This is a genomic window from Streptomyces sp. 5-10 (genome assembly GCF_014712245.1).
In the GTDB taxonomy this organism is placed as follows: domain Bacteria; phylum Actinomycetota; class Actinomycetes; order Streptomycetales; family Streptomycetaceae; genus Streptomyces; species Streptomyces violaceusniger.
Genome location: NZ_JACVYG010000034.1, coordinates 51,197 through 73,164, shown reverse-complemented (window position 1 = coordinate 73,164; position 21,968 = coordinate 51,197). Strand labels below are relative to the sequence as shown.

The following is a 21,968-nucleotide window of genomic DNA, read 5'->3' as shown; positions in this document are numbered from 1 at the left end:
TTGCCTGACCTCACCCCACCCCTGGGGTGTCCGCATGATGGAACAGAATTTCCGCTTCCCGAGATTCGCCCCATCATGTAACCTGCACGAAATTCTCGCGGAGGGCCAACGTCGTCCCTCGGCACACGCAAAATGCCATGACGACGACGGGAGAGCCGATGCGTTCCGCATCCCACCCTGCCCGCCAAGGGATGTACGACCCGCGCAATGAGCACGACGCCTGTGGCGTCGGCTTCGTGGCGACCCTCACCGGTGAGGCCGGCCATGAGCTCGTGGAGCAGGCTCTCACCGTGCTGAGGAACCTCGAGCACCGCGGCGCCACCGGTTCCGAGCCCGACTCCGGCGATGGCGCGGGCATCCTCGTCCAGGTTCCGGACGCCTTCCTGCGGGCCAGTGTGACCGGCTTCGAGCTGCCCGAAGCCGGTGCCTACGCGGTGGGCATCGCGTTCCTCCCCGAGGGCGAGACCGAGGGTGCGGCCGCCGCGGAGCACATCGAGCGGCTCGCCGCCGAGGAGGACCTGACCGTCCTCGGCTGGCGCGAGGTGCCCGTCGCCCCCGAGCTGCTGGGCAACGGTGCCCGGGCCACCATGCCCGCCTTCCGCCAGCTCTTCGTCGCCGACGGCACCAGCACCGGCGTGGCCCTGGACCGCAAGGCGTTCATGCTGCGCAAGCGCGCCGAGCGCGAGGCGGGGGTCTACTTCCCCTCGCTGTCCGCGCGCACCCTGGTCTACAAGGGCATGCTGACCACCGGTCAGCTGGAGCCGTTCTTCCCGGACCTCTCCGACCGCCGCTTCGCCACGGCCGTCGCGCTGGTCCACTCCCGGTTCTCCACCAACACCTTCCCGAGCTGGCCGCTGGCCCACCCGTACCGCTTCGTCGCCCACAACGGTGAGATCAACACCGTCCAGGGCAACCGCAACTGGATGCGGGCCCGGGAGTCCCAGCTGGTCAGTGACCTGTTCGGGGAGAAGGGCCTGGAGCGGATCTTCCCCGTCTGCACCCCGGACGCCTCCGACTCGGCGACCTTCGACGAGGTCCTGGAGCTGCTCCACCTCGGCGGCCGCTCGCTGCCGCACTCGGTGCTGATGATGGTCCCCGAGGCGTGGGAGAACCACCCCTCCATGGACCCGGCCCGGCGCGCCTTCTACCAGTACCACTCCACGATGATGGAGCCCTGGGACGGCCCGGCCTGTGTCACCTTCACCGACGGCACCCAGGTCGGCGCCGTGCTGGACCGCAACGGTCTGCGGCCCGGGCGCTACTGGGTCACCGACGACGGTCTGGTCGTGCTCTCCTCCGAGGTCGGCGTCCTCGACATCGACCCGGCCAAGGTGGTCCGCAAGGGCCGCCTCCAGCCGGGCCGGATGTTCCTGGTGGACACCGCCGAGCACCGCATCATCGAGGACGACGAGATCAAGGCCGAGCTGGCCGCAGAGCAGCCGTACGGCGAATGGCTGGAGGCCGGTCTGATCGACCTGGCCGACCTCCCCGAGCGCGAGCACATCGTGCACACCCACGCCTCGGTCACCCGCCGTCAGCAGACCTTCGGGTACACCGAGGAGGAGCTGCGCGTCCTGCTCGCGCCGATGGCCAAGGCCGGCGCCGAGCCGATCGGCTCGATGGGCACCGACTCGCCGATCGCCGCCCTCTCCGAGCGGCCGCGGCTGCTGTTCGACTACTTCACCCAGCTGTTCGCACAGGTCACCAACCCGCCGCTGGACGCGATCCGCGAGGAGCTGGTCACCTCGCTGATCTCCTCGCTGGGCCCGCAGGGCAATCTGCTGGAGCCGACCGCGGCCTCCTGCCGCAGCGTCACCCTGCCCTTCCCCGTGATCGACAACGATGAGCTGGCCAAGCTCATCCACATCAACGCCGACGGGGACATGCCGGGCCTCAAGGCGGCGAACCTCTCGGGCCTGTACCGGGTCGGTGGCGGCGGTCAGGCGCTCGCCGCCCGGCTGGACGAGATCTGCGCCGAGGCCGACCGTGCCATCGAGGACGGCGCCCGGCTGATCGTGCTCTCCGACCGCCACTCGGACGCCGAGCACGCCCCGATCCCCTCGCTGCTGCTCACCTCCGCGGTCCACCACCACCTCATCCGCACCAAGCAGCGCACCCAGGTGGGGCTGCTGGTCGAGGCGGGCGACGTCCGCGAGGTGCACCATGTCGCGCTGCTGATCGGGTACGGCGCCGCGGCCGTCAACCCGTACCTGGCCATGGAGTCGGTCGAGGACCTGGTCCGGGCCGGGACGTTCCTGCCCGGTGTCGAGGCCGAGACCGCGATCAAGAACCTCATCAAGGCGCTCGGCAAGGGCGTCCTGAAGGTCATGTCCAAGATGGGCATCTCGACCGTGGCCTCCTACCGGGGCGCGCAGGTCTTCGAGGCCGTCGGCCTGGACGAGTCCTTCGTGGACACCTACTTCCACGGCACCGCCACCAAGATCGGCGGCGCGGGCCTGGACGTCATCGCCAAGGAGGTCGCCGCCCGCCACGCCAAGGCGTACCCCGCCTCCGGCGTCCCCTCCGCCCACCGCACGCTGGAGATCGGCGGCGAGTACCAGTGGCGCCGCGAGGGCGAGCCGCACCTCTTCGACCCCGAGACGGTCTTCCGGCTGCAGCACTCCACCCGCTCGCGCCGCTACGACATCTTCAAGAAGTACACCGAGCGGGTGAACGAGCAGTCCGAGCGGCTGATGACGCTGCGCGGTCTGTTCTCCTTCAAGGGCGAGCGCCCCTCGATCCCGATCGAGGAGGTCGAGCCGGTCAGCGAGATCGTCAAGCGGTTCTCCACCGGCGCCATGAGTTACGGCTCCATCTCCCAGGAGGCGCACGAGACCCTCGCCATCGCCATGAACCAGCTGGGGGGCAAGTCCAACACCGGTGAGGGCGGCGAGGACTCCGACCGGCTGTACGACCCGGCCCGGCGCTCCTCGATCAAGCAGGTGGCCTCCGGCCGCTTCGGCGTGACCAGCGAGTACCTGGTCAACTCCGATGACATCCAGATCAAGATGGCCCAGGGCGCCAAGCCCGGCGAGGGCGGCCAGCTGCCCGGCCACAAGGTCTACCCGTGGGTGGCCAAGACCCGGCACTCCACCCCGGGCGTCGGCCTGATCTCCCCGCCGCCGCACCACGACATCTACTCGATCGAGGATCTCGCCCAGCTGATCCACGACCTGAAGAACGCCAACCCGCAGGCCCGGATCCACGTCAAGCTGGTCTCCGAGGTCGGCGTCGGCACGGTGGCCGCGGGCGTCTCCAAGGCCCACGCCGATGTGGTGCTGATCTCCGGCCACGACGGCGGCACCGGCGCCTCGCCGCTCACCTCGCTCAAGCACGCGGGCGGCCCCTGGGAGCTCGGCCTCGCCGAGACCCAGCAGACGCTGCTGCTCAACGGGTTGCGCGACCGCATCGTGGTGCAGACCGACGGCCAGCTGAAGACCGGCCGTGACGTGGTGATCGCCGCGCTGCTCGGCGCCGAGGAGTACGGATTCGCCACCGCGCCGCTGGTGGTCTCCGGCTGCGTCATGATGCGCGTCTGCCACCTGGACACCTGCCCGGTCGGCATCGCCACCCAGAACCCGGTGCTGCGCGAGCGCTACAGCGGCAAGGCCGAGTACGTGGTGAACTTCTTCCAGTTCATCGCCGAGGAGGTCCGCGAGCTCCTCGCCGAGCTGGGCTTCCGCTCCCTGGACGAGGCCATCGGCCACGCCGAGCTGCTGGACACCACCCGCGCCGTCCAGCACTGGAAGGCGCAGGGTCTGGACCTCGCCCCGCTGCTGTACGTACCCGAGCTGCCGGACGGCGCCGTCCGCCACCAGGTGGTCGAGCAGGACCACGGGCTGGCGAAGGCCCTGGACAACGAGCTGATCAAGCTCGCCGCCGACGCGCTGAACGCCGACTCCGCCGAGGCCGCCCAGCCGGTCCGGGCCCAGGTCGCGATCCGCAACATCAACCGGACCGTCGGCACCATGCTCGGCCACGAGGTGACCCGGAAGTTCGGCGGCGCCGGCCTGCCCGAGGACACCATCGACATCACCTTCACCGGCTCGGCCGGTCAGTCCTTCGGCGCGTTCCTGCCCCGCGGTGTCACGCTGCGGCTCGAGGGCGACGCCAACGACTACGTGGGCAAGGGCCTGTCCGGCGGCCGCGTGATCGTCCGCCCGGACCGGGGCGCCGACCACCTCGCCGAGTACTCGACCATCGCGGGCAACACCCTGGCGTACGGCGCGACCGGCGGCGAGATGTTCCTGCGCGGCCGGGTCGGCGAGCGGTTCTGCGTCCGCAACTCCGGCGCCACGGTCGTCTCCGAGGGCGTGGGCGACCACGGCTGTGAGTACATGACCGGCGGCCACGCGGTCGTCCTCGGCCCCACCGGGCGCAACTTCGCGGCCGGGATGTCCGGCGGCATCGCCTATGTGATCGACCTCGACCCGGACAACGTCAACGTCGATCTGCGGGACGCCGTCGGCGCGCTGGACGACACCGACCAGCGGTGGCTGCACGACGCGGTGCGCCGCCACCACGAGGAGACCGGCTCCACCGTCGCGGGCGCGCTGCTCGACGACTGGGAGACCGCCCTCACCCGCTTCAGCAAGATCATCCCCGCTACGTACCAGGCCGTGCTCGCCGCCAAGGACGCCGCCGAGCGTGCCGGGCTCTCCGAGTCCGAGACCCACGAGAAGATGATGGAGGCGGCGATCAATGGCTGACCCCAAGGGCTTCCTGAGCACCGACCGCGAGGTCGCCAAGACCCGCCCGGTGGAGGAGCGCGTCAAGGACTGGAACGAGGTCTACGTCCCCGGCTCGCTGCTGCCGATCATCAGCAAGCAGGCCGGCCGGTGCATGGACTGCGGCATCCCGTTCTGCCACAACGGCTGTCCGCTCGGAAACCTCATCCCCGAGTGGAACGACTACGCCTACCGGGAGGACTGGCGCGAGGCCAGCGAGCGGCTGCACGCGACCAACAACTTCCCGGAGTTCACCGGGCGGCTGTGCCCGGCCCCGTGCGAGTCGGCCTGTGTGCTCGGCATCAACCAGCCGCCGGTGACCATCAAGAACGTCGAGGTCACCATCATCGACAAGGCGTGGGACGCGGGCGATGTCACCCCGCAGCCGCCCGAGCGGCTCAGCGGCAAGACCGTCGCCGTGATCGGCTCGGGCCCGGCCGGCCTGGCCGCCGCCCAGCAGCTCACCCGGGCCGGCCACACGGTCGCCGTCTATGAGCGGGCCGACCGCATCGGCGGGCTGCTGCGCTACGGCATCCCCGAGTTCAAGATGGAGAAGCGGCACATCAACCGCCGTATCGAGCAGATGCGCGCGGAGGGCACCAAGTTCCGCACCGAGACCGAGATCGGCCGCGACATCGACGCCGCCAAGCTGCGCAAGCGGTACGACGCCGTGGTCATCGCGGCCGGCGCCACCACCTCGCGCGACCTGCCGGTCCCGGGCCGGGAGCTGAACGGCATCCACTTCGCGATGGAGTACCTGCCGCTCGCCAACAAGGTGCAGGAGGGCGACCTCACCACGTCGCCCATCACCGCCGAGGGCAAGCACGTCGTGGTCATCGGCGGCGGCGACACCGGCGCGGACTGCGTCGGCACCGCCCACCGGCAGGGCGCCGCCTCCGTCACCCAGCTGGAGATCATGCCGCGGCCGGGCGAGGAGCGGAGCCCGGGCCAGCCCTGGCCGACCTTCCCGATGCTCTACAAGGTCACCTCGGCGCACGAGGAGGGCGGCGAGCGGATCTACTCCGTCTCCACCACCCACTTCGAGGGCGACGAGGACGGCAACGTCCAGTGGCTGCACCTGATCGAGGTGGAGTTCAAGGACGGCAAGCTGGAGCAGAAGCCGGGCACCGAGCGGAAGATCCCGGCCCAGCTGGTCACCCTCGCCATGGGCTTCACCGGCACCGACCAGAAGAACGGCCTGGTGGAGCAGTTCGGCCTGGAGCTGGACGAGCGCGGCAACATCGCGCGCGATGCCTCCTTCGCCACCAATGTGCCGGGTGTCTTCGTGGCCGGTGACGCGGGCCGCGGCCAGTCGCTGATCGTCTGGGCCATCGCCGAGGGCCGCTCCGCGGCGCGCGGGGTGGACCGCTATCTGGCCGGGGCCAGCGAGCTGCCCGCCCCGATCAGCCCCACCGACCGGGCCCTCATGGTCTGACCCGGTCTCCCGGTCTTCCCGGATCTCCGCCCGTACAACGGCGTACGGATCGGCCGCGCGGCGCCTTCCCCCTCCCGACCGGGGGAAGGCGCCGCGTGGCGTTTCGGCTGACGCGTTCTCCGGGGCCACTGGCCAGGCCGGTTGACATTCCCTCCGACGCACTCCACCATCATTCCACTAACTGATTAGTGAAAGGGTGGTGGAGGGCGGATGGTCGAGTACCGGATCGACCGGCGCAGCGGCATCGCCACCTATCTGCAGATCGTCCAGCAGACCAAACAGGCGCTCCGCCTCGGACTGCTGCAACCCGGGGACCGGCTGCCCACGGCCAAGGAGGTCGTCGCGGCCACCGCCATCAACCCCAACACCGTCCTGAAGGCGTACCGCGAGCTGGAGCGCGAGGGGCTGGTCGAGCCCCGGCCGGGTCTTGGCACCTTCGTCCGCCGGTCGCTGGCCCGGCCCGGCGCCGCCGCGGACTCACCGCTGCGCGCGGAGCTCGCCGACTGGACCGACCGGGCCCGCGCCGCCGGGCTCGACCGCGAGGACGTGACGGCGCTGGTGGCCTCGGTCCTCGAGGAGCGCTTCGGCGAGAGCGCCGCCCCCAGCGAGCGTGGACACGAGGAGAACGGGTGACCGAAGAGATCGACCCGTCCGGCGCACTGGAGGCGTCCGGGCTGGGCAAGAAGTACCGGCGCGGCTGGGCCCTCAGGGATGTCGCCTTCCGGCTGCCCGCCGGGCGGATCTGCGCACTGGTGGGCCCCAACGGCTCCGGCAAGAGCACCCTGCTGTCCCTCGCCGCCGGGCTGCTGACCCCGACCACCGGCACCCTGCGGGTCTTCGGCCGCCCCTCCGCCGACCCCGGCACCCGCGAGCGCATCGCCTTCGTCGCCCAGGACAAGCCGCTCTACCCGCGCTTCACCGTCGCCGACACCCTGCGCCTGGGCCGGGAGCTCAACCCCCGCTGGGACCAGAAGACCGCCGAACGGGTGGTGGCGGAGGCCGAGGTGCCGCTGTCCGCCCGCGTCGGCTCGCTCTCCGGCGGCCAGCGCACCTGTGTGGCGCTCGCCGTGGCTCTCGGCAAACGTGCCGATCTGCTCCTCCTGGACGAGCCGATGTCCGACCAGGACCCGCTGCGCCGCCACCGGATGATGGGCGCGCTGATGGCCGAGGCCGCCGAGCGCGGCACCGGCGTGGTCATCTCCACCCATGTGCTCGCCGAACTCGACGGCGTCTGCGACTACCTGCTGCTGATGGGCGGCGGCCGGATCCGCCTGGCGGGCGAGGCGGACGCCATCCAGGCCGCCCACCGCCTGGTCACCGGCCCGAGCGGGACCGGCGGCGGTACACCGGAGGCGCTCGCCCGCCACACCGTGGTCGAGACCCGTACGACCGGCCGTCAGCTCACCGCGCTGATACGCCCGGCGGAGATCCAGGCCGGGGACGGCTGGATCGTCACCGAACCTTCCCTGGAGGACGTCCTGCTCGGCTATCTGCGCGCCCCCGACGCCCCGCCGCTGTTCACGGCCGGTGCCCGGGCGACCGGTACGGAGGTGGAGGCATGAGCGCGATCGGCGTACGGATCCGGGCGTCAGCCGGCACCCGGCCCCGCGTACGAGGGCTGGCGTGGCTGGTGGCGCGGCAGCACCGGGCCGCCCTCTGGGCGGGCCTGGCCGTGGTCGTGGCGATCGCCGCGTACATCGTCTGGCAGCGCGCGGAGATGATGGGCTATTTCCGGGCGCACGACAGGGACACCTACCGCACACCGCTGCTCAACACCGGGCGGCTGCTCACCGCCCTGCCGGCGCTGATCGGCGTCTTCATCGGCGCGCCCCTGTTCGCCCGGGAACTGGAGATGGGCACTCACCGGTTGGTGTGGACCCAGTCCGTCGGCCGGACCCGCTGGCTCATCGCCAAACTCGCGCTCCCGCTCGTCGCCGTCACGGCCGGCACCGCGGTCCTCGCGGCCCTGTACACCTGGTGGTGGCGGGCGGCCCGGGGCCAGTTCCAGGACATCGCCTGGGGCACCGCCGTGCCGTTCGACGCGACCGGCCCGGCGGCGGTCGCCCTCGCCCCGCCGGCCTTCCTCCTCGGCGCGGCGGCCGGGCTGCTGCTGCGGCGCACCCTGCCCGCCATGGTCGTCACGCTGGGGGCCACCGCCGGTGTCCAGTACGGGCTGGACGCCCTGCGCCCCCATCTGATGACGCCGCGGACGGTCGTCTCCGAACCCGACGCCTCCGGCGAATTCGCCGTCACCTACTTTCAGGTCTACTTCAACTCGTGGCGCGGCATGGGCAACGGCTATCTGAGCCGCTCCGGGGAGAAGATCCCCTTCGACCGCTGCGCGTCCGTGACCGGTGGCGATGACGCCTGGCACCGCTGCCTCGACCGGCTCGGTGCCACCCGGAGGGTGTACGAGGAGCTGCACCCGGCGAGCCACTACTGGCCCATGCAGTGGATGCAGGCCGGGATCTGCCTGGCCGTGGCCGTCGCACTCGCCGCGTTCTGCCTGTGGTGGATCGGCCGCAGACGGGCCTGATCCGCGCCCCTCCCCGCCACGGCATTCACGGCCTCCACGGCATCACCTTCCGCTCCGATCGGAGTTCCCCCTCCCATGGCCGTCTCGCCTGCCCTCGACTCCGCCGGGGTCGCGCCGCGCGCCCGCCCGGCGCCCCCGGCCCCGGCGCCCTCGGCCCCGGCGACCCGCCGCACCGGGCGCGCCGCCGCCGGGCTCGTCCCGGCCGGGCTGGCGCTGGCGCTCGGGCTGTGGGGGATCCGCCGCGAGAACAGCATGTGGCGCGATGAGTCGACGACGTATCAGGTCGCTCACCGGAGCGTCGCCGACATCTGGCGTCTGCTCGGCGGGGCCGACGCCGTCCACGGTCTGTACTACCTGCTCATGCACGGCGTCTTCGCCCTCTGGGACGGCGGTCTCGTCGCCCTCCGGCTGCCCTCGGTGCTGGCCATGGCCGCCGCGGCCGCCGGGGTCGGACTGCTCGGGCAGCGGCTCGCCGGGCCCCGCGCCGGACTCGCCGCCGGGCTGGTCTTCTCGCTGGCCCCGGCGGTGCAGCGGTACGCACAGGAGGGGCGGTCCTACGCCCTGGTCTGCGCCGCCGTCGTCGCGGCCACGCATCTGCTGCTGAGCGCCGTGGCCCGGCCCCGCAGACGCACCTGGGCCGGATACGCCGCCGTCGCCTCGCTGGCCTGTCTGCTGCACGAGTTCGCGATCCTGGCCGTCGCCGCGCACGGCGTCGCGCTGTACCGGGCCCGGGCGGGCGCGCGCTTCGGCTGGGCGTGGGGGCAGGCGGCCTCCGTGGTGGCGGTGGTGCTGGCACCGCTGGTGATCGTCAGTCAGCAGCAGGCGGCGCTGGTCGGCTGGATCTCCCCGCCGGGCCCGCCCGAACTGCTCGGCTTCGGCACGCTCGCCCTGGCGGGCCTCGGCTGCGCCCGGGGACCGCTGCCCGCGCACGGGCCCGTCCCGCTGCGCGACCTCGCGCTCGCGCTGCTGATCCTGCCCCCGGCGGCGCTGCTGGCGGTGTCGTATCTCCATCCGCTCTACGTCGACCGGTACGTGCTCTACGCCTACGTCGGTCTCGCGCTGCTGATCGGGGCCCGGCTGGACGCGCTGTCGCGCACCGTCGCCGCCCCGCGCGCGCTGGCCGGAGGGCTGGCGGTGGCCGCCGTGGCGGCGCTGCTGCCGTACTCCCTCCACCTGCGGACCCCGCAGAGCCGGCTCGACGACCCCCTCGCCGCCGCCCGCGCCGTACGGGAGCTGAGCCGTCCCGGCGACGGGGTGCTCTTCCTGCCCGCCCGGCGCCGGGAGCCGATCATGTCAAGACCGGAGGACTTCCGGGGCCTGCGGGAGCTGGCGCTGGCCCGGCACGCGATCCCCTCGGGCACCCTGCACGGCATCGAGCTGCCCGCACCGCTGATCCGGGCCCGGATGCTGACGGCCGGGCGGATCGTCACGGTGAACGACCCGCCCGGCCAGCCGCTGGACGGTACCCCTCAGGAGCGGGTGAAGCGTAAGGTGCTCGCGGAGCACTTCCACCGATGCGCCGTCAGGGACGTCACCGGGATGCGGATCGTGCTCTACGGGCGCGCGGGGGCGTGCTGAGCGTCGCCGGGCGCCGTCAGCCCTCGTTCTCCACCAGCCGGGCCGGGAAGCCGCCGGTGGCGACCGGGCCCCAGCGCTCGGGGGTGACCCGGATCAGCGACTTGCCCTGTTTGCGCATGGCCTCGCGGTACTCGTCCCAGTCCGGGTGCTCGCCCGCGATATTGCGGTAGTACTCGACCAGCGGCTCGACGGACTCCGGGGTGTCGATCACCTCGGCGGTGCCGTCGATCTGCACCCACGGGCCGTTCCATTCGTCGGACAGCACGACGAGGCTCACGGCGGGGTCGCGCTTGGCGTTGCGCACCTTGGCGCGCTCGGGGTAGGTGGACATCACGATCCGGCCGGAGTCATCGACTCCGCAGGTCAGCGGGGACGCCTGGGGCGAGCCATCGGCCCGGCGGGTCATCAGCAGCGCACGGTGGCGCGGGCGTACGAACTCCAGCAGTTCATCGAGGCCGACCTGGGTGTTGGTGGCGATGGAGGGACTCATGCAGGCGAGCGTACGACGTCGAGCGCGCTCCACGTCCGTAGGGCCACGGACCGGCGCCGCGTCGGACATCGCGTTCACGTGGTCAGGTGTCGCGCCAGGTGCCGCGTCACTTGTCGCGTCACGTGTCGCACTCCAGCACCGTACGGCACAGCCCGCAGCGGGCCCGCAGCCGCCCGCGCACCGGGACCCGGATGCGCTGACGGCAGGTCGGGCAGGGGAAGGAGACGCTCAGCGGAGGGCCGGCGTCGAAGGTGTACTCCCCTCCGGTGGGGGCGGGGTGGCCGGACTGGGCCGACCGGCGGTCCTTGGCGTAGCGGCGGCGGCCGGTCCAGCCGGCGGCGGCGAGCGGCGGCCGGGCCTGCTCGCGGCGGGCCAGCTCCAGCCCCTTGGCGTACGCCTCGTACGCCTGCGGAGAGGTGAACCAGGGGGAGGGGTCCTCACCGAAGAGCAGCGCCCGCATGGCCAGGACGTAGCCGAACTCCTCCGGTGTCAGATAGCCCAGTTTCTGGCTGGAAACCGAGTCCTGGCGGTAGGCGTCGAGCAGCAACCAGCCCGTGCCGAGATAGGCGGCGGTGGTGTCGGTGAGGATTTCGTTGTCGCGCGTGCCGGGGAACGACAGGTCCAGGCGGTGCAGATACACATGGGTGACCTCGTGGGCCAGGGCGGCGCCGATGTCCCGACGGTGGGTCTTGAAGCGGGAGTTGAGCTCGATGAAGTACTCCGGGCCCGCGGCCAGCTCCACGTTCCCCGCGTGCCGCATCTCCCGGAAGCTCACGATCATCCGCGCGTCCGGCAGCCGCAGATGCTGCACCATGACCCGGGCCACCCGCTGAACGCCCAGGTAGAGGTCGTCCTGGTCGGCGAAGGCCACGTCGCCGGGGACCACGCTGAGCCCGAAGGTGTCCACCGTGTCGCGGGACAGGCGGCGGTAGAGCGCGGTGATCGCGGCCCGGACGGTGTCCAGGTGGGGATAGCCGTGCTCGATGTCGCTGCCCGGTGCCGCCACGCCGTCACCCCGTGCCCGTCGCCAGCCGTGCGCCCTGTCTCCCCTCAACCTTACGGTCGTTCGGTGGGGCGGCGGGTAGGCCGCGCTGGCTGGAAACCGACCCTTGTCACCCCGTTCACCCGGTCCACATAATCACAGGGCGTTTTACCGGCTCATCCACGGGATTTCGGAGAGGTTTCCGGATTTTTGTCACGCGGCGGAGCCGCGAATCAGTGCTTGGCATGAGCCTGACATGCACCCGAACCCCCCACGAAAGGACACTCCGTTGCGGAACACGCTGAAGCACCTCAAGAGAGCCTCGGCCCTCGGTGCGGTCGCCCTCGCCGCCTTCAGCCTCACCCCCGGCAGCGCCAACGCCGTGCCCACCGGCCCCGAGCCGAGCCCCTCCGTGGTCGGCGGCACCCGCGCCGCCCAGGGCGAATTCCCCTTCATGGTCCGGCTCTCCATGGGCTGTGGTGGCGCCCTCTACACCCAGGACATCGTGCTCACCGCCGCCCACTGCGTGGACGGCAGCGGCGCCAACACCTCCATCACCGCCACCGCGGGCGTCGTGGACCTCCAGAGCTCCAGCGCCATCAAGGTCAAGTCCACCCGGGTGCTCCAGGCCCCCGGCTACAACGGCACCGGCAAGGACTGGGCGCTCATCAAGCTCGCCAAGCCGATCAACCAGCCCACCCTGAAGATCGCCGAGACCACGGCGTACAACAAGGGCGACTTCACCGTGGCCGGCTGGGGCGCCGCCGTCGAGGGCGGTGGCCAGCAGCGCTACATGCTCAAGGCCACCGTGCCGTTCGTCGACGACGCCACCTGCAAGTCCGCGTACGACGAGCTCGTCCCCGGCGAGGAGATCTGCGCCGGGAAGATGGCCCAGGGCGGCGTGGACACCTGCCAGGGCGACTCCGGCGGCCCGATGTTCCGCAAGGACGACAGCGGCCAGTGGATCCAGGTCGGCATCGTCAGCTGGGGCGAGGGCTGCGCACGGCCCGGTAAGCCCGGCGTCTACACCGAGGTGAGCACCTTCGCCAAGGACATCAAGGCGGGCGCGACCCAGCTCGGCGGCTGACCCCTCCTCAGCATCGCCGTCGACGGGAGCTGACCGGGGACCGGCCACCGAGCCGGCCCCCGGTCAGCTCTGTCGCTCCATCAGAGCCGTCAGCTCGGTTGTGTCTGCCCGTAGCAGATGCAGAACGGGTGCCCCGCCGGATCGTTGAAGACCCGGAACCCCGAACGCTCCCCGCCACTGTCGTGCAGGAACGTCGCCCCGAGCTCGATCAGCTCCCGCTGCGCCCGCTCCGCGTCCGCGCGCGTCGCCACGTCGAAGTCCAGGTGCATCTGCTGCGGATGGGCCGGATCCGGCCAGCGCGGCGGCTGATGGTCCGGCGCCCGCTGGAAGGCGAACTGACGGCCGTCCTCGGCCGTCAGGGTCGCCCACTCGGGATCGCTGTCGTTCACCCGCCAGCCCAGGATCTTGCCGTAGAAGGCGGCCAGCGCGGCGGGATCGGGGCAGTCGATGACGGTGCACTGAAGCGTCGCGATCATGTGGGAACCCTATGGGGTGTCCGGCGGACCACGCGGCGGAGCCGCATATTGATGCCTCCCCCTCCCCGCCCCTTCCCGGCACCTGACGATATGCGGCTCCGCCGCTTGGGGGGGCTCCGCCCCTGGACCCCGAGATCCGGGGCGGAGCCCCATATCGATGCCGCGGAAAGGGGCCGAACCCCCCGCCCGGGCCTGGGGCAAAACCCCGGCCCGGGGCTTGGGGCGAAGTACCGGTCCGGGGCCTCAGCAGGTCGGAGGAAGGCCGCTCTGGTTCGGCAGCGCCCCGAAGGGGCGCGGGCTGTGTCGATGGCGGCTCCGCCGCGCGGGCGCGACCAGCCACAACGGCGCCGCAGACGGCCGACGACGCATCGCGGCACTTCCAGCGGAGCGCTTAGGGCGGAGCGCCTGTCTGGGGTCTGGGGCGAAGTGCCGGTGCGGGGTCTGGGGCGAAGTTCCCGTTGGGTCTGGGGCGGAGCGCCTGTCTGGGGTCTGGGGCGAAGTGCCGGTGCGGGGTCTGGGGCGAAGTTCCCGTTGGGTCTGGGGCGGAGCGCCTGTCTGGGGTCTGGGGCGAAGTGCCGGTGCGGGGTCTGGGGCGAAGTTCCCGTTGGGTCTGGGGCGGAGCGCCTGTCCGGGGTCTGGGGCGAGGTGCCGGTGCGGGGTCTGGGGCGAAGTCCCCGTCGGGCTTGGGGCGAAGTGCCGGTCCGGGGTCTGGGGGCGGAGCCCCCGTCGGGGTCTGGGGCGGAGCCCCAGTTTCGGGAAGGGGCGGGGAGGGGAGCAGCCCGCCGCAGGCGTCAAGCCCCGTCGGACACCCCGCTCGCCCGGAACGGCCCCCTCCGGAGCGGGCCACGGAGAAAGCCGAGCCGGGAGCCGCCGGGAAGCGGCGCCGGGAGCCGCAGGGAGAGCCGGGCCGTACGCCGCCGAAAAGCCGGGCCGTAAGCCGCCGGAAAAGCCGGGCCGGGAGGCCACCGGGAAAGTCGGGCCGTAGGTGGAACCTCTCCCCGCCCAGGCGACTCCTCCACGGTGGAGGCGCCGTACCGGGAGCGGCCCTCCACCACGACCGCCCCGCCCCCTTCCGCGCCCCTCGCGGGCCGGACCCCAAACCCCCCACAGGGGTCGGGGCGGTCCGGGGGCCGACCGAGGGCAGGCCCCGGACGCGGCCGACGCGGGCCGACGCGGGCCGACGCGGCAGACGCGGGCCGAAGCGCCCCCGAGCGGAACCGGGTCCCCGGGAAAAGTACTCTCAGGAAGCATGACGCACAGCATGAGTGACCACACCGCCGGACAGCCGGCGACGGCGACGCCGGGAGACCCCGAGGGGATCGACCCGTCCGTCCTCGACGAGCTGACCCGGTTGCGCGACAGCATCGACAACATCGACGCGGCCGTGGTCCATATGCTCGCCGAGCGCTTCAAATGCACCCAGCAGGTCGGCCACCTCAAGGCCGCCCACCGGCTCCCCCCGGCCGACCCGGCCCGCGAGGCGCGCCAGATCACCCGGCTGCGGCAGCTCGCCGAGAGCGCCAAGCTCGACCCCGGCTTCGCCGAGAAGCTGCTCAACTTCATCATCGCCGAGGTCATCCGGCACCACGAGACCATCGCCCGCTCCGACAACGGCACCGAGGGGCCCGAGGGCGCACTCCGGTAGTGCTCCCGGGTGGCCATCCGCCCCGGGCAACCACTTCCCACCCGTGTGCGGCCCGCCGCACGTAGGGCAGCATGTCCCCATGTCCGTACTGACGCGCGAGGAAGCGCAGAACCGAGCCCGCCTCATCGAGGTCCACCGCTACACCATCGACCTCGACCTCACCCGCGGGGAGGAGCTCTTCGGCTCCACCACGACCATCCGCTTCAGCGCGCGCCAGGCGGGCGCGGACACCTTCGCCGAACTCCGGCCGGCCGCCCTCCACCGGGCCGTGCTCGACGGCCGGGAGCTGGACCTCACCGGCGAGACCGCCAAGGCCGTCGCGGGCGGCCGGCTCCCGCTCACCGGGCTCGGCGAGGGCGAGCACGAACTGCGCGTCGAGACCGACATGCGCTACTCCCACACCGGCGAGGGCATGCACCGCTTCACCGACCCGGCCGACGGCGAGACGTACCTCTACACGATGTGCTGCATGTCGGACGCGAACGACGTCTTCACCGCGTTCGACCAGCCCGACCTCAAGGCCGTCTTCGACGTCCGCGTCACCGCCCCGCCCGAGTGGACCGTCCTCGGCAACGGCATCGCCACCCGCGTCGGCGCCCCCGAGGAGGGCCGCTGGCAGCTCGCGCCCACCCCGCCCATCAGCACGTATCTGATGGCCCTGGCCGCCGGCCCGTACCACTCGGTGCGCACCGAGCACGCCGGACTCCCCTTCGGGCTGCACGTCCGCCGCTCCCTCGCGCCCTATCTCGAGGCCGACGCCGACGAGCTGTTCGACATCACCCGGCGCTGCTTCGACCGCTACCACGAGATCTTCGAGGAGCCGTACCCCTTCGACTCCTACGACCAGGCGTTCGTCCCCGAGTTCAACTCCGGCGCCATGGAGAACCCGGGCCTGGTCACCTTCCGCGACGAGTTCGTCTTCCGCTCCGCCGTCACCGACGCCGAGCGCCAGACCCGCGCCATGGTCATCGCCCACGAGATGGCCCATATGTGGTTCGGCGACCTGGTCACCATGAAGTGGTGGGACGACATCTGGCTGAACGAGTCCTTCGCCGAGTACATGGGCTACCAGATCCTCACCGAGACCACCCGCTACACCGACACCTGGGCCGACTTCGGCGTCCGCCGTAAGAACTGGGGCTACGACGCCGACCAGCGCCCCTCCACCCACCCGGTCGCGCCCGCGCCCGAGCTGGTCCCCGACACCGCCGCCGCCCGCCTCAACTTCGACGGCATCTCGTACGCCAAGGGCGCCTCCGCGCTGCGCCAGCTCGTCACCTGGCTCGGCGAGAAGACCTTCCTCGACGGCATCAACGACCACTTCACCCGGCACCGCTTCGGCAACGCCACCCTCGCCGACTTCATCGACTCCCTCGCCCGCTCCTCCGGCCGCGACGTCCACGCCTGGGCCGACCGCTGGCTGCGCACCACCGGCGTCGACACCCTCGCGCCCGTCGTCACCGCGGGCGGCGGCCGCTGGAGCGCCGAGATCCGCCACCAGGGCGGCGGCCCGGACGGGGACGTCCCCACTCGGCGCCCGCACCGCATCGCCATCGGCCTGTACGACCACGCCCCCGCCGCCCCGCACCAGCTGGTCCTGCGCGAGCGCGTCGAGGCCGAACTCGACGGCGCCGAGCCCGGCCTCAGCCTCTCCTTCACCGGGCCCCGCCCCGATCTGCTGCTGCTGAACGACGGCGACCTCACCTACACCAAGATCCGGCTCGACCCCGGCTCCTGGAAGGCCGTCCACCGCTCGCTGTCCGGCCTCCCCGACGCCGTCAGCCGCGCCGTGGTCTGGAACGCCGCCCGCGACATGGTGCGCGACGGCGACCTCCCGGCCACCGACTACCTCGAGGCCGCCCGCGCCCATCTGCCGCACGAGACCGACATAGCGATCGTCCAGGGCGTCCTCGCCTTCGCCCGCACCCAGATCGCCGACCGCTACCTCCCCGCGGACCAGCGCCCCGCCGCCCTGGCCACCATCAGCGCCACCTGCCGCGATCTGCTGCGCCGCACCGAGGACGGCTCCGGGGACGGGCTGCGGCTCGCCGCCGTCCGTACGTTCATCGGCAGCGCCACCGCCCCCGCCGAGCTCAGCGACTGGCTCGACGGCGACACCGTCCCCGGCGGCCCCGCCCTCGACCCCGAGCTGCGCTGGCAGATCCTCGGCCGCCTCGCCGTCCTCGGCGCCGTCGGCCCCGCCGACATCGACGCCGAACGCGCCCGCGACTCCAGCGCCACCGGGCAGGAGGGCGCCGCCCGCTGCCGGGCCGCGCTGCCGGACGCCGCCGCGAAGGAGGCCGCCTGGCAGACCATCTTCGGCGGCGGGGAGGACGGAAAGAGCGCCGACGGCCAGGGGAACGATGGCCAGGGGGACGAGCTCTCCAACTACCTGGTCACCGCGACCGTCGCGGGCTTCTGGCAGCCCGAGCACCACGACGTCCTCGCCGACTACGTGCCGCGCTACTTCCCGGCCGCCGTCGCGCTCGGCGCCCGCCGCGGCCCCGCCATCGCCGACACCGTCGCCCGCTTCGGCTTCCCGAGCACCGTGGACGCCGAAACCCTGCGCCTGGGCGAGGAGTGCCTCGCGTCCCCCGACGCCGTACCCGCCCTCCGCCGCCGCCTCGCCGACCAGATCGACGACCTGCGACGCGCCCTGAGCGTACGGGAGAAGCAGGGCGAGTAACCCCCGCTGACGCGGGCGGCGGGGCGCCCGATCGCCCCGCCGCCCGCGGCGTGGGGCCGGTCAGCCCGGGGCGTCGGCGAGCCGGGTGATGAGGAAGTCGAGGCGCTCCTCCTGACCGTCCGGGGCGGGATGCGCCCGCTGTCCGACAGGACGGCCGGCTGGTCGCGAGCACGTTCGACGAGTCCGTGCCCGCGGCAGGGTTCGGGCATGCCGACTGGCCAGCCGGGCCGTTCGAGCCGTGCGGACCGAAGCCGGGCGTGGGAGCCGCCGAACCACCACCGCCCCCCGGCGGGGACGGGGCAGACTGAGGGGCATGGATCGAGGAGCGCGCCGGTGGGAGCTGAGGGTCGACGGGGAGGGGTTCGAGGTCGGTGAGCGCGCCGGCGAACCCGGGACGTACGACCTCACCTGGCTGACCGGGCCCAACCCCGGATACGGCTTCACCATCGGTGTGCACGGAGCTGATTCCCTGAGCACGCGGGAACTGGAGGAGGCCGCACGGGACTTCCTCGCCCAGGTGGACCCCGAGACGGGGTACATCGAGTAACCGATCGGGCCGGACGAGGCGGCAAGCCCGGGGCGGCCCGGCCCCGCCGATCAATCCGCGCGGCCGGGCCGTACCACGTACGGGTGCACTTGACCCCGGCCCCGGATCGGACCGCTGGCGCGCGAAGTAATTTGGGCAGCCCTGACCGCCGCCCAGACACCCCTAGGGGCACACCCATGCCCGTGCCCGCATCCGGAACCGCCCGCCTCCTCGCCGGGGGCCAGGGCGGACCGGGCGTGCTCCGCCCGATGGTCGACACCGTCCTCGACGCCCTCGCCCACGGCGCCGCCGACCGCGGTGGGCCCCTCCCGGCCGGGGGACCGGCCGCGGTGGCCCGGCGGATACGCGGCGCGGCCCGGCCGCTCATCCCCGACGAGGGGGAGGGGCCCCACCACGCGCTGCGCAGCCTCGTCCGCGCCCTCGCCCATGGCGCCGCCGAACCCGCGGACCCCCGCTGCACCGCCCATCTGCACTGTCCGCCACTCGCCGTCGCCACCGCCGCCGACCTCGCGGTCTCCGCGCTCAACCCCTCCCTCGACTCCTGGGACCAGGCCCCCGCCGCCTGTGCGCTGGAGGCGCTGACCTGCCGCGCCCTGGCCGAACTCGTCCACCCCCACGGCCCCGCGCCCGACGCCCTCGTCACCACCGGCGGCACCGAATCCAACCAGCTCGGCCTGCTCCTCGCCCGCGAGGCCGCCCAGGGCGCTCCCCTCCGTATCGTCCGCGGCGCCAACGCCCACCACAGCGTCCAGCGCGCCGCCTGGCTGCTCGGGCTGGACGAGCCCCTGACCCTCCCCACCCCCGGCGGCGTCCTCGACCCGGTCGCGCTCCACACCGCCCTGGACCGGCCGTCCGACGCCCCCACCCTCGTCGTCGCCACCGCCGGCACCACCGACACCGGGGCCATCGACCCGCTCCCCGACATCGCCGACGTCTGCGACCACCACGCCGCCACCCTCCACATCGACGCCGCCTACGGCGCGCCGCTCCTCTTCAGCGACACCCTCCACAAGCGGCTCCACGGGCTCGACCGCGCCCGTACCGTCGCCCTCGACCTGCACAAACTCGGCTGGCAGCCGGTGGCCGCCGGCCTCCTCGCCGTGCCCGACGGCGCGGCGCTCGCCGCGCTGGCCCACCACGCCGACTACCTCAACGCCGACGACGACACCGAAGCGGGCCTGCCCGATCTGCTCGGCCGCTCGCTCCGCACCACCCGCCGCCCCGACATCTTCAAGATCGCCGTCACGCTGCGGGCGCTCGGCCGCCGCGGTCTCGGCGAGCTCGTGGACCACGTCTGCGCGGCCGCCCAGCACCTCGCGGACCTCATCGAGGCCCGCCCCGGGCTCGAGCTCTACGCCCGCCCCACCATCAGCACCGTCCTCTTCCGCCCCAGTGGGGCACCGCCCGCCGCCGTCGCCGCGCTGCGCCGCCGCCTCCTCCACCACGGGGCGGCCGTCCTCGGCCGCGCCGCCACCCCCGAGGGGCTGTGGCTCAAGGCCACCGTTCTCAACCCGCACATCCAGCCCGACGATCTGCGCGGGCTGCTCGAACTCGTGGAAGGCAACACCACCCCATGAGCACCGAACACCCCCCCAACCCCGCCGCGTCCGCCGATCCCGCCACGGCCGCCGACCGCCCCGTTGACCTGGCCGGCATCGGCATCGGCCCGTTCAACCTCTCCCTCGCCGCCCTCGCCCAGGGCGCCCCCGCCCTGCGCACCGCCTTCTACGAGCAGCGGCCCGCCTTCCACTGGCACCCCGGCCTCCTCATCGACGGCGCGACCATCCAAGTCCCCTTCCTCGCCGACCTGGTGACCCTCGCCGACCCCGGCAGCCCCTGGACCTTCCTCCAGTACCTCAAGGCCCATGAGCGGCTGTTCCCCTTCTACGTCGCCGAGCGCTTCCACATCGAGCGCGCCGAGTACGACGCCTACTGCCGCTGGGTCAGCGAACGGCTCCCCGGACTCCACTTCGACCACCGCGTCGACGCCGTCCGCTGGGACCACGAGTACGAGCTGTTCGAAATCGACTTCACCCGGCTCGGCCCGGCCACCGACGCCCCCGCGCCCGAGGCGACCGGAACGGATGCGGAGGGCAGGGCCCTCGGCCGCGTCTACGCCCGCAACCTCGTCCTCGGCGTCGGCACCGAGCCGTACGTCCCCGAACCCCTGCGCCCGCTCGCCGACGCCCCCAACGTCCCCGTCCTCCACTCCTCCGACTACCTCGAACACCGCGAGCGGCTTCTGGCCACCGGCCACGTCACCGTGATCGGCTCCGGCCAGTCCGGCGCCGAGGTCTTCCTCGACCTGCTGCGCAACCGCCCCCTCGGCGCCGAAGGGCTCCACTGGATGGCCCGCACCCCCGCCTTCGCGCCCATGGAGTACAGCAAACTCGGCCTGGAGCAGTTCAGCCCCGACTACACCCGCTACTTCCACACCCTGCCCGAGCCCGTCCGCGACCAGCTGCTGCCCCGCCAGTGGCAGCTCTACAAGGGCATCGCGCACGAGACGCTGGACGCGATCCACCACGAGCTCTACCGCCGCGCCCTGCACTCCGACGGCTGGCCCGGCGCCGTTCTCACCCCCGGTGTCACCGTCCGCACCGCCGGCCGTATCGCCGCCGCCCGCCTCGAACTCCACCTGGAACACACCGAGCAGGGCACCCGGGCCCGCCACACCACCGAGGCCGTCGTCCTCGCCACCGGCTACCGCGAGCGCCGCGTCGACACCCTCCTCGCCGCCCTCGACCCCTATATCCGCCGGGACGCCTCCGAGCGCCCGCGCGTCGACGCCGATCACCGTCTGGTCCTCGACCCCATGATCAAGGGCTCGGTGTACGTCCAGAACGCCGAGCGCCACACCCATGGCGTCGGCACCCCCGACCTCGGCCTCGCCGCCTGGCGCTCCGCCGTCATCCTCAACTCGCTGCTCGCGGACCCCGCCTACCGGCTGCCGTCCCGCACCGCGTTCACCGCGTTCGGGCTCCAGCCGTCGGGGCGGTGCGGCACCGTGATCGGCAACCCGCACCTCCCCGACCAGCGCACCCCCCTCGCCCCGACGCGCACCTGACCGCGCCGGGGCCGGCATGCCCCGAACGACGGGAATCGAACCTCAGCCGGCGGCGGTCAGCGCCCGCAGCCGGGTCAGCGTCTCTCGGATGACATCCGCCAAGTCACGTTCCTCGGTGGCGTTGATCCATCGCTCGAAGGCGACGCGGAACACGGCGATGCCGGTCTCGGCGGCCAGGCCGGCCTCGGTGTCGCCAACACCCCGCCGTCGCAACCTGTCGGCCAGGACGGCCGACATGGACGCAAGCTTGATCAACTCACGTTCGCGGAGATCGGCGTTGGCCATGATCACCGTCTGCCGCGTCCGCGCGAACTCACGGTCGCCGCCGACCATCCCGGCCACCGCGTCGAGCGCGGCCGCGATGGCGTCCAGCGCCGACGCCGTGGCTGGCGCCGCCTCCAGGGCGGCAACCGACTTCTCCTGCAGTTCGGACGACCCGTCGAAGAGAACCTCGCGCTTGTCGGCGAAGTGCCGGAAGAAGGTGCGGGCGGTGACACCGGCCCGTTCGGCTATATCGGCCACCATGGTCTGCTCGAAGCCACGTTCCAGATACAGCTCCAGCGCGGCCTCGCGCAGTCGGCTACCGGCTCCAGGTTCCCACCGTCCCATGCGGCGAGTTTATGTGATGTCACCTGATGACACCGCCTTGCCGGAACTGATGTCATCAGGTGACATCGGCGTGCTAGGGTCATGTCATCTGATGACATCACGG

The 21,968-nt window shown here is 72.6% G+C and carries 16 protein-coding genes; 12 read left to right on the top strand and 4 right to left on the bottom strand.

The features are described from left to right. Positions 1-158: 158 nt before the first annotated feature. The 6 genes from gltB to IEJ02_RS30930 all read left to right on the top strand — a co-directional run bounded on the left by gltB (position 159) and on the right by IEJ02_RS30930 (position 10,276). On the top strand, positions 159-4,709 hold the full coding sequence (gltB, locus tag IEJ02_RS30955; protein ID WP_191067846.1) for a glutamate synthase large subunit: 4,551 nt from the start codon (positions 159-161) through the stop codon (positions 4,707-4,709). Next, positions 4,702-6,162 carry a glutamate synthase subunit beta gene (locus IEJ02_RS30950; RefSeq protein ID WP_191067845.1) on the top strand — a complete coding sequence of 487 codons (1,461 nt, stop codon included), beginning with the start codon at positions 4,702-4,704 and terminating at the stop codon, positions 6,160-6,162. Before gltB ends, IEJ02_RS30950 begins: the two co-directional genes overlap by 8 nt. Positions 6,163-6,372: 210 nt before the next feature. Then, positions 6,373-6,795, top strand: coding sequence for a GntR family transcriptional regulator (locus tag IEJ02_RS30945; protein ID WP_191067844.1), 423 nt, complete (start codon positions 6,373-6,375; stop codon positions 6,793-6,795). Beyond that, positions 6,792-7,724 carry an ABC transporter ATP-binding protein gene (locus tag IEJ02_RS30940; protein WP_191067843.1) on the top strand — a complete coding sequence of 311 codons (933 nt, stop codon included), beginning with the start codon at positions 6,792-6,794 and terminating at the stop codon, positions 7,722-7,724. Before IEJ02_RS30945 ends, IEJ02_RS30940 begins: the two co-directional genes overlap by 4 nt. After that, entirely contained in the window at positions 7,721-8,698 is a 978-nt protein-coding gene (locus IEJ02_RS30935; RefSeq protein WP_191067842.1) for an ABC-2 membrane transporter-related protein, read from the top strand. The genes IEJ02_RS30940 and IEJ02_RS30935 overlap by 4 nt, the downstream gene beginning before the upstream one ends. 75 nt (positions 8,699-8,773) lie before the next feature. After that, a complete protein-coding gene (locus tag IEJ02_RS30930) occupies positions 8,774-10,276 on the top strand; it encodes a glycosyltransferase family 39 protein (RefSeq protein WP_191067841.1) in 1,503 nt (500 codons plus the stop codon). 16 nt (positions 10,277-10,292) lie between these two features. Here the strand turns inward: IEJ02_RS30930 and IEJ02_RS30925 are convergent, their stop codons facing one another. Together IEJ02_RS30925 and IEJ02_RS30920 are read right to left on the bottom strand one after the other, a co-directional pair. Further along, complete coding sequence (locus tag IEJ02_RS30925) at positions 10,293-10,766, bottom strand: PPOX class F420-dependent oxidoreductase (RefSeq protein WP_137977513.1); 474 nt, start codon at positions 10,764-10,766, stop codon at positions 10,293-10,295. Positions 10,767-10,884: 118 nt separating this feature from the next. Further along, the gene (locus IEJ02_RS30920) at positions 10,885-11,772 is read right to left on the bottom strand and encodes a hypothetical protein (RefSeq protein ID WP_191067840.1); all 888 of its coding nucleotides are present in this window, start codon (positions 11,770-11,772) and stop codon (positions 10,885-10,887) included. A 265-nt stretch (positions 11,773-12,037) separates the two neighbouring features. On the opposite strand from IEJ02_RS30920, the gene IEJ02_RS30915 reads away from it, so the two are divergent. After that, on the top strand, positions 12,038-12,835 hold the full coding sequence (locus tag IEJ02_RS30915; RefSeq protein ID WP_191067839.1) for a S1 family peptidase: 798 nt from the start codon (positions 12,038-12,040) through the stop codon (positions 12,833-12,835). 89 nt (positions 12,836-12,924) lie between these two features. Here IEJ02_RS30915 and IEJ02_RS30910 read toward each other — a convergent pair whose 3' ends face one another. Further along, complete coding sequence (locus tag IEJ02_RS30910; protein WP_191067838.1) at positions 12,925-13,311, bottom strand: VOC family protein; 387 nt, start codon at positions 13,309-13,311, stop codon at positions 12,925-12,927. A gap of 1,261 nt (positions 13,312-14,572) precedes the next feature. Between IEJ02_RS30910 and IEJ02_RS30905 the strand changes: the two genes are divergently transcribed. The 5 genes from IEJ02_RS30905 (at position 14,573) to IEJ02_RS30885 (ending at position 21,256) form a co-directional block, all read left to right on the top strand. Beyond that, on the top strand, positions 14,573-14,956 hold the full coding sequence (locus tag IEJ02_RS30905) for a chorismate mutase (protein WP_191067882.1): 384 nt from the start codon (positions 14,573-14,575) through the stop codon (positions 14,954-14,956). A gap of 79 nt (positions 14,957-15,035) precedes the next feature. Further along, complete coding sequence (gene pepN, locus IEJ02_RS30900) at positions 15,036-17,642, top strand: aminopeptidase N (RefSeq protein WP_191067837.1); 2,607 nt, start codon at positions 15,036-15,038, stop codon at positions 17,640-17,642. 313 nt (positions 17,643-17,955) lie between these two features. Next, the gene (locus IEJ02_RS30895; RefSeq protein ID WP_191067836.1) at positions 17,956-18,189 is read left to right on the top strand and encodes a hypothetical protein; all 234 of its coding nucleotides are present in this window, start codon (positions 17,956-17,958) and stop codon (positions 18,187-18,189) included. 176 nt (positions 18,190-18,365) lie between these two features. Continuing rightward, entirely contained in the window at positions 18,366-19,766 is a 1,401-nt protein-coding gene (locus IEJ02_RS30890) for a pyridoxal phosphate-dependent decarboxylase family protein (RefSeq protein ID WP_191067835.1), read from the top strand. Beyond that, the gene (locus IEJ02_RS30885) at positions 19,763-21,256 is read left to right on the top strand and encodes a lysine N(6)-hydroxylase/L-ornithine N(5)-oxygenase family protein (protein ID WP_191067834.1); all 1,494 of its coding nucleotides are present in this window, start codon (positions 19,763-19,765) and stop codon (positions 21,254-21,256) included. The genes IEJ02_RS30890 and IEJ02_RS30885 overlap by 4 nt, the downstream gene beginning before the upstream one ends. A 42-nt stretch (positions 21,257-21,298) precedes the next feature. Here IEJ02_RS30885 and IEJ02_RS30880 read toward each other — a convergent pair whose 3' ends face one another. After that, positions 21,299-21,865: a TetR family transcriptional regulator gene (locus tag IEJ02_RS30880; protein WP_191067833.1), complete on the bottom strand. Its 567-nt coding sequence runs from the start codon at positions 21,863-21,865 to the stop codon at positions 21,299-21,301. Between the last annotated feature and the right edge of the window lie 103 nt (positions 21,866-21,968).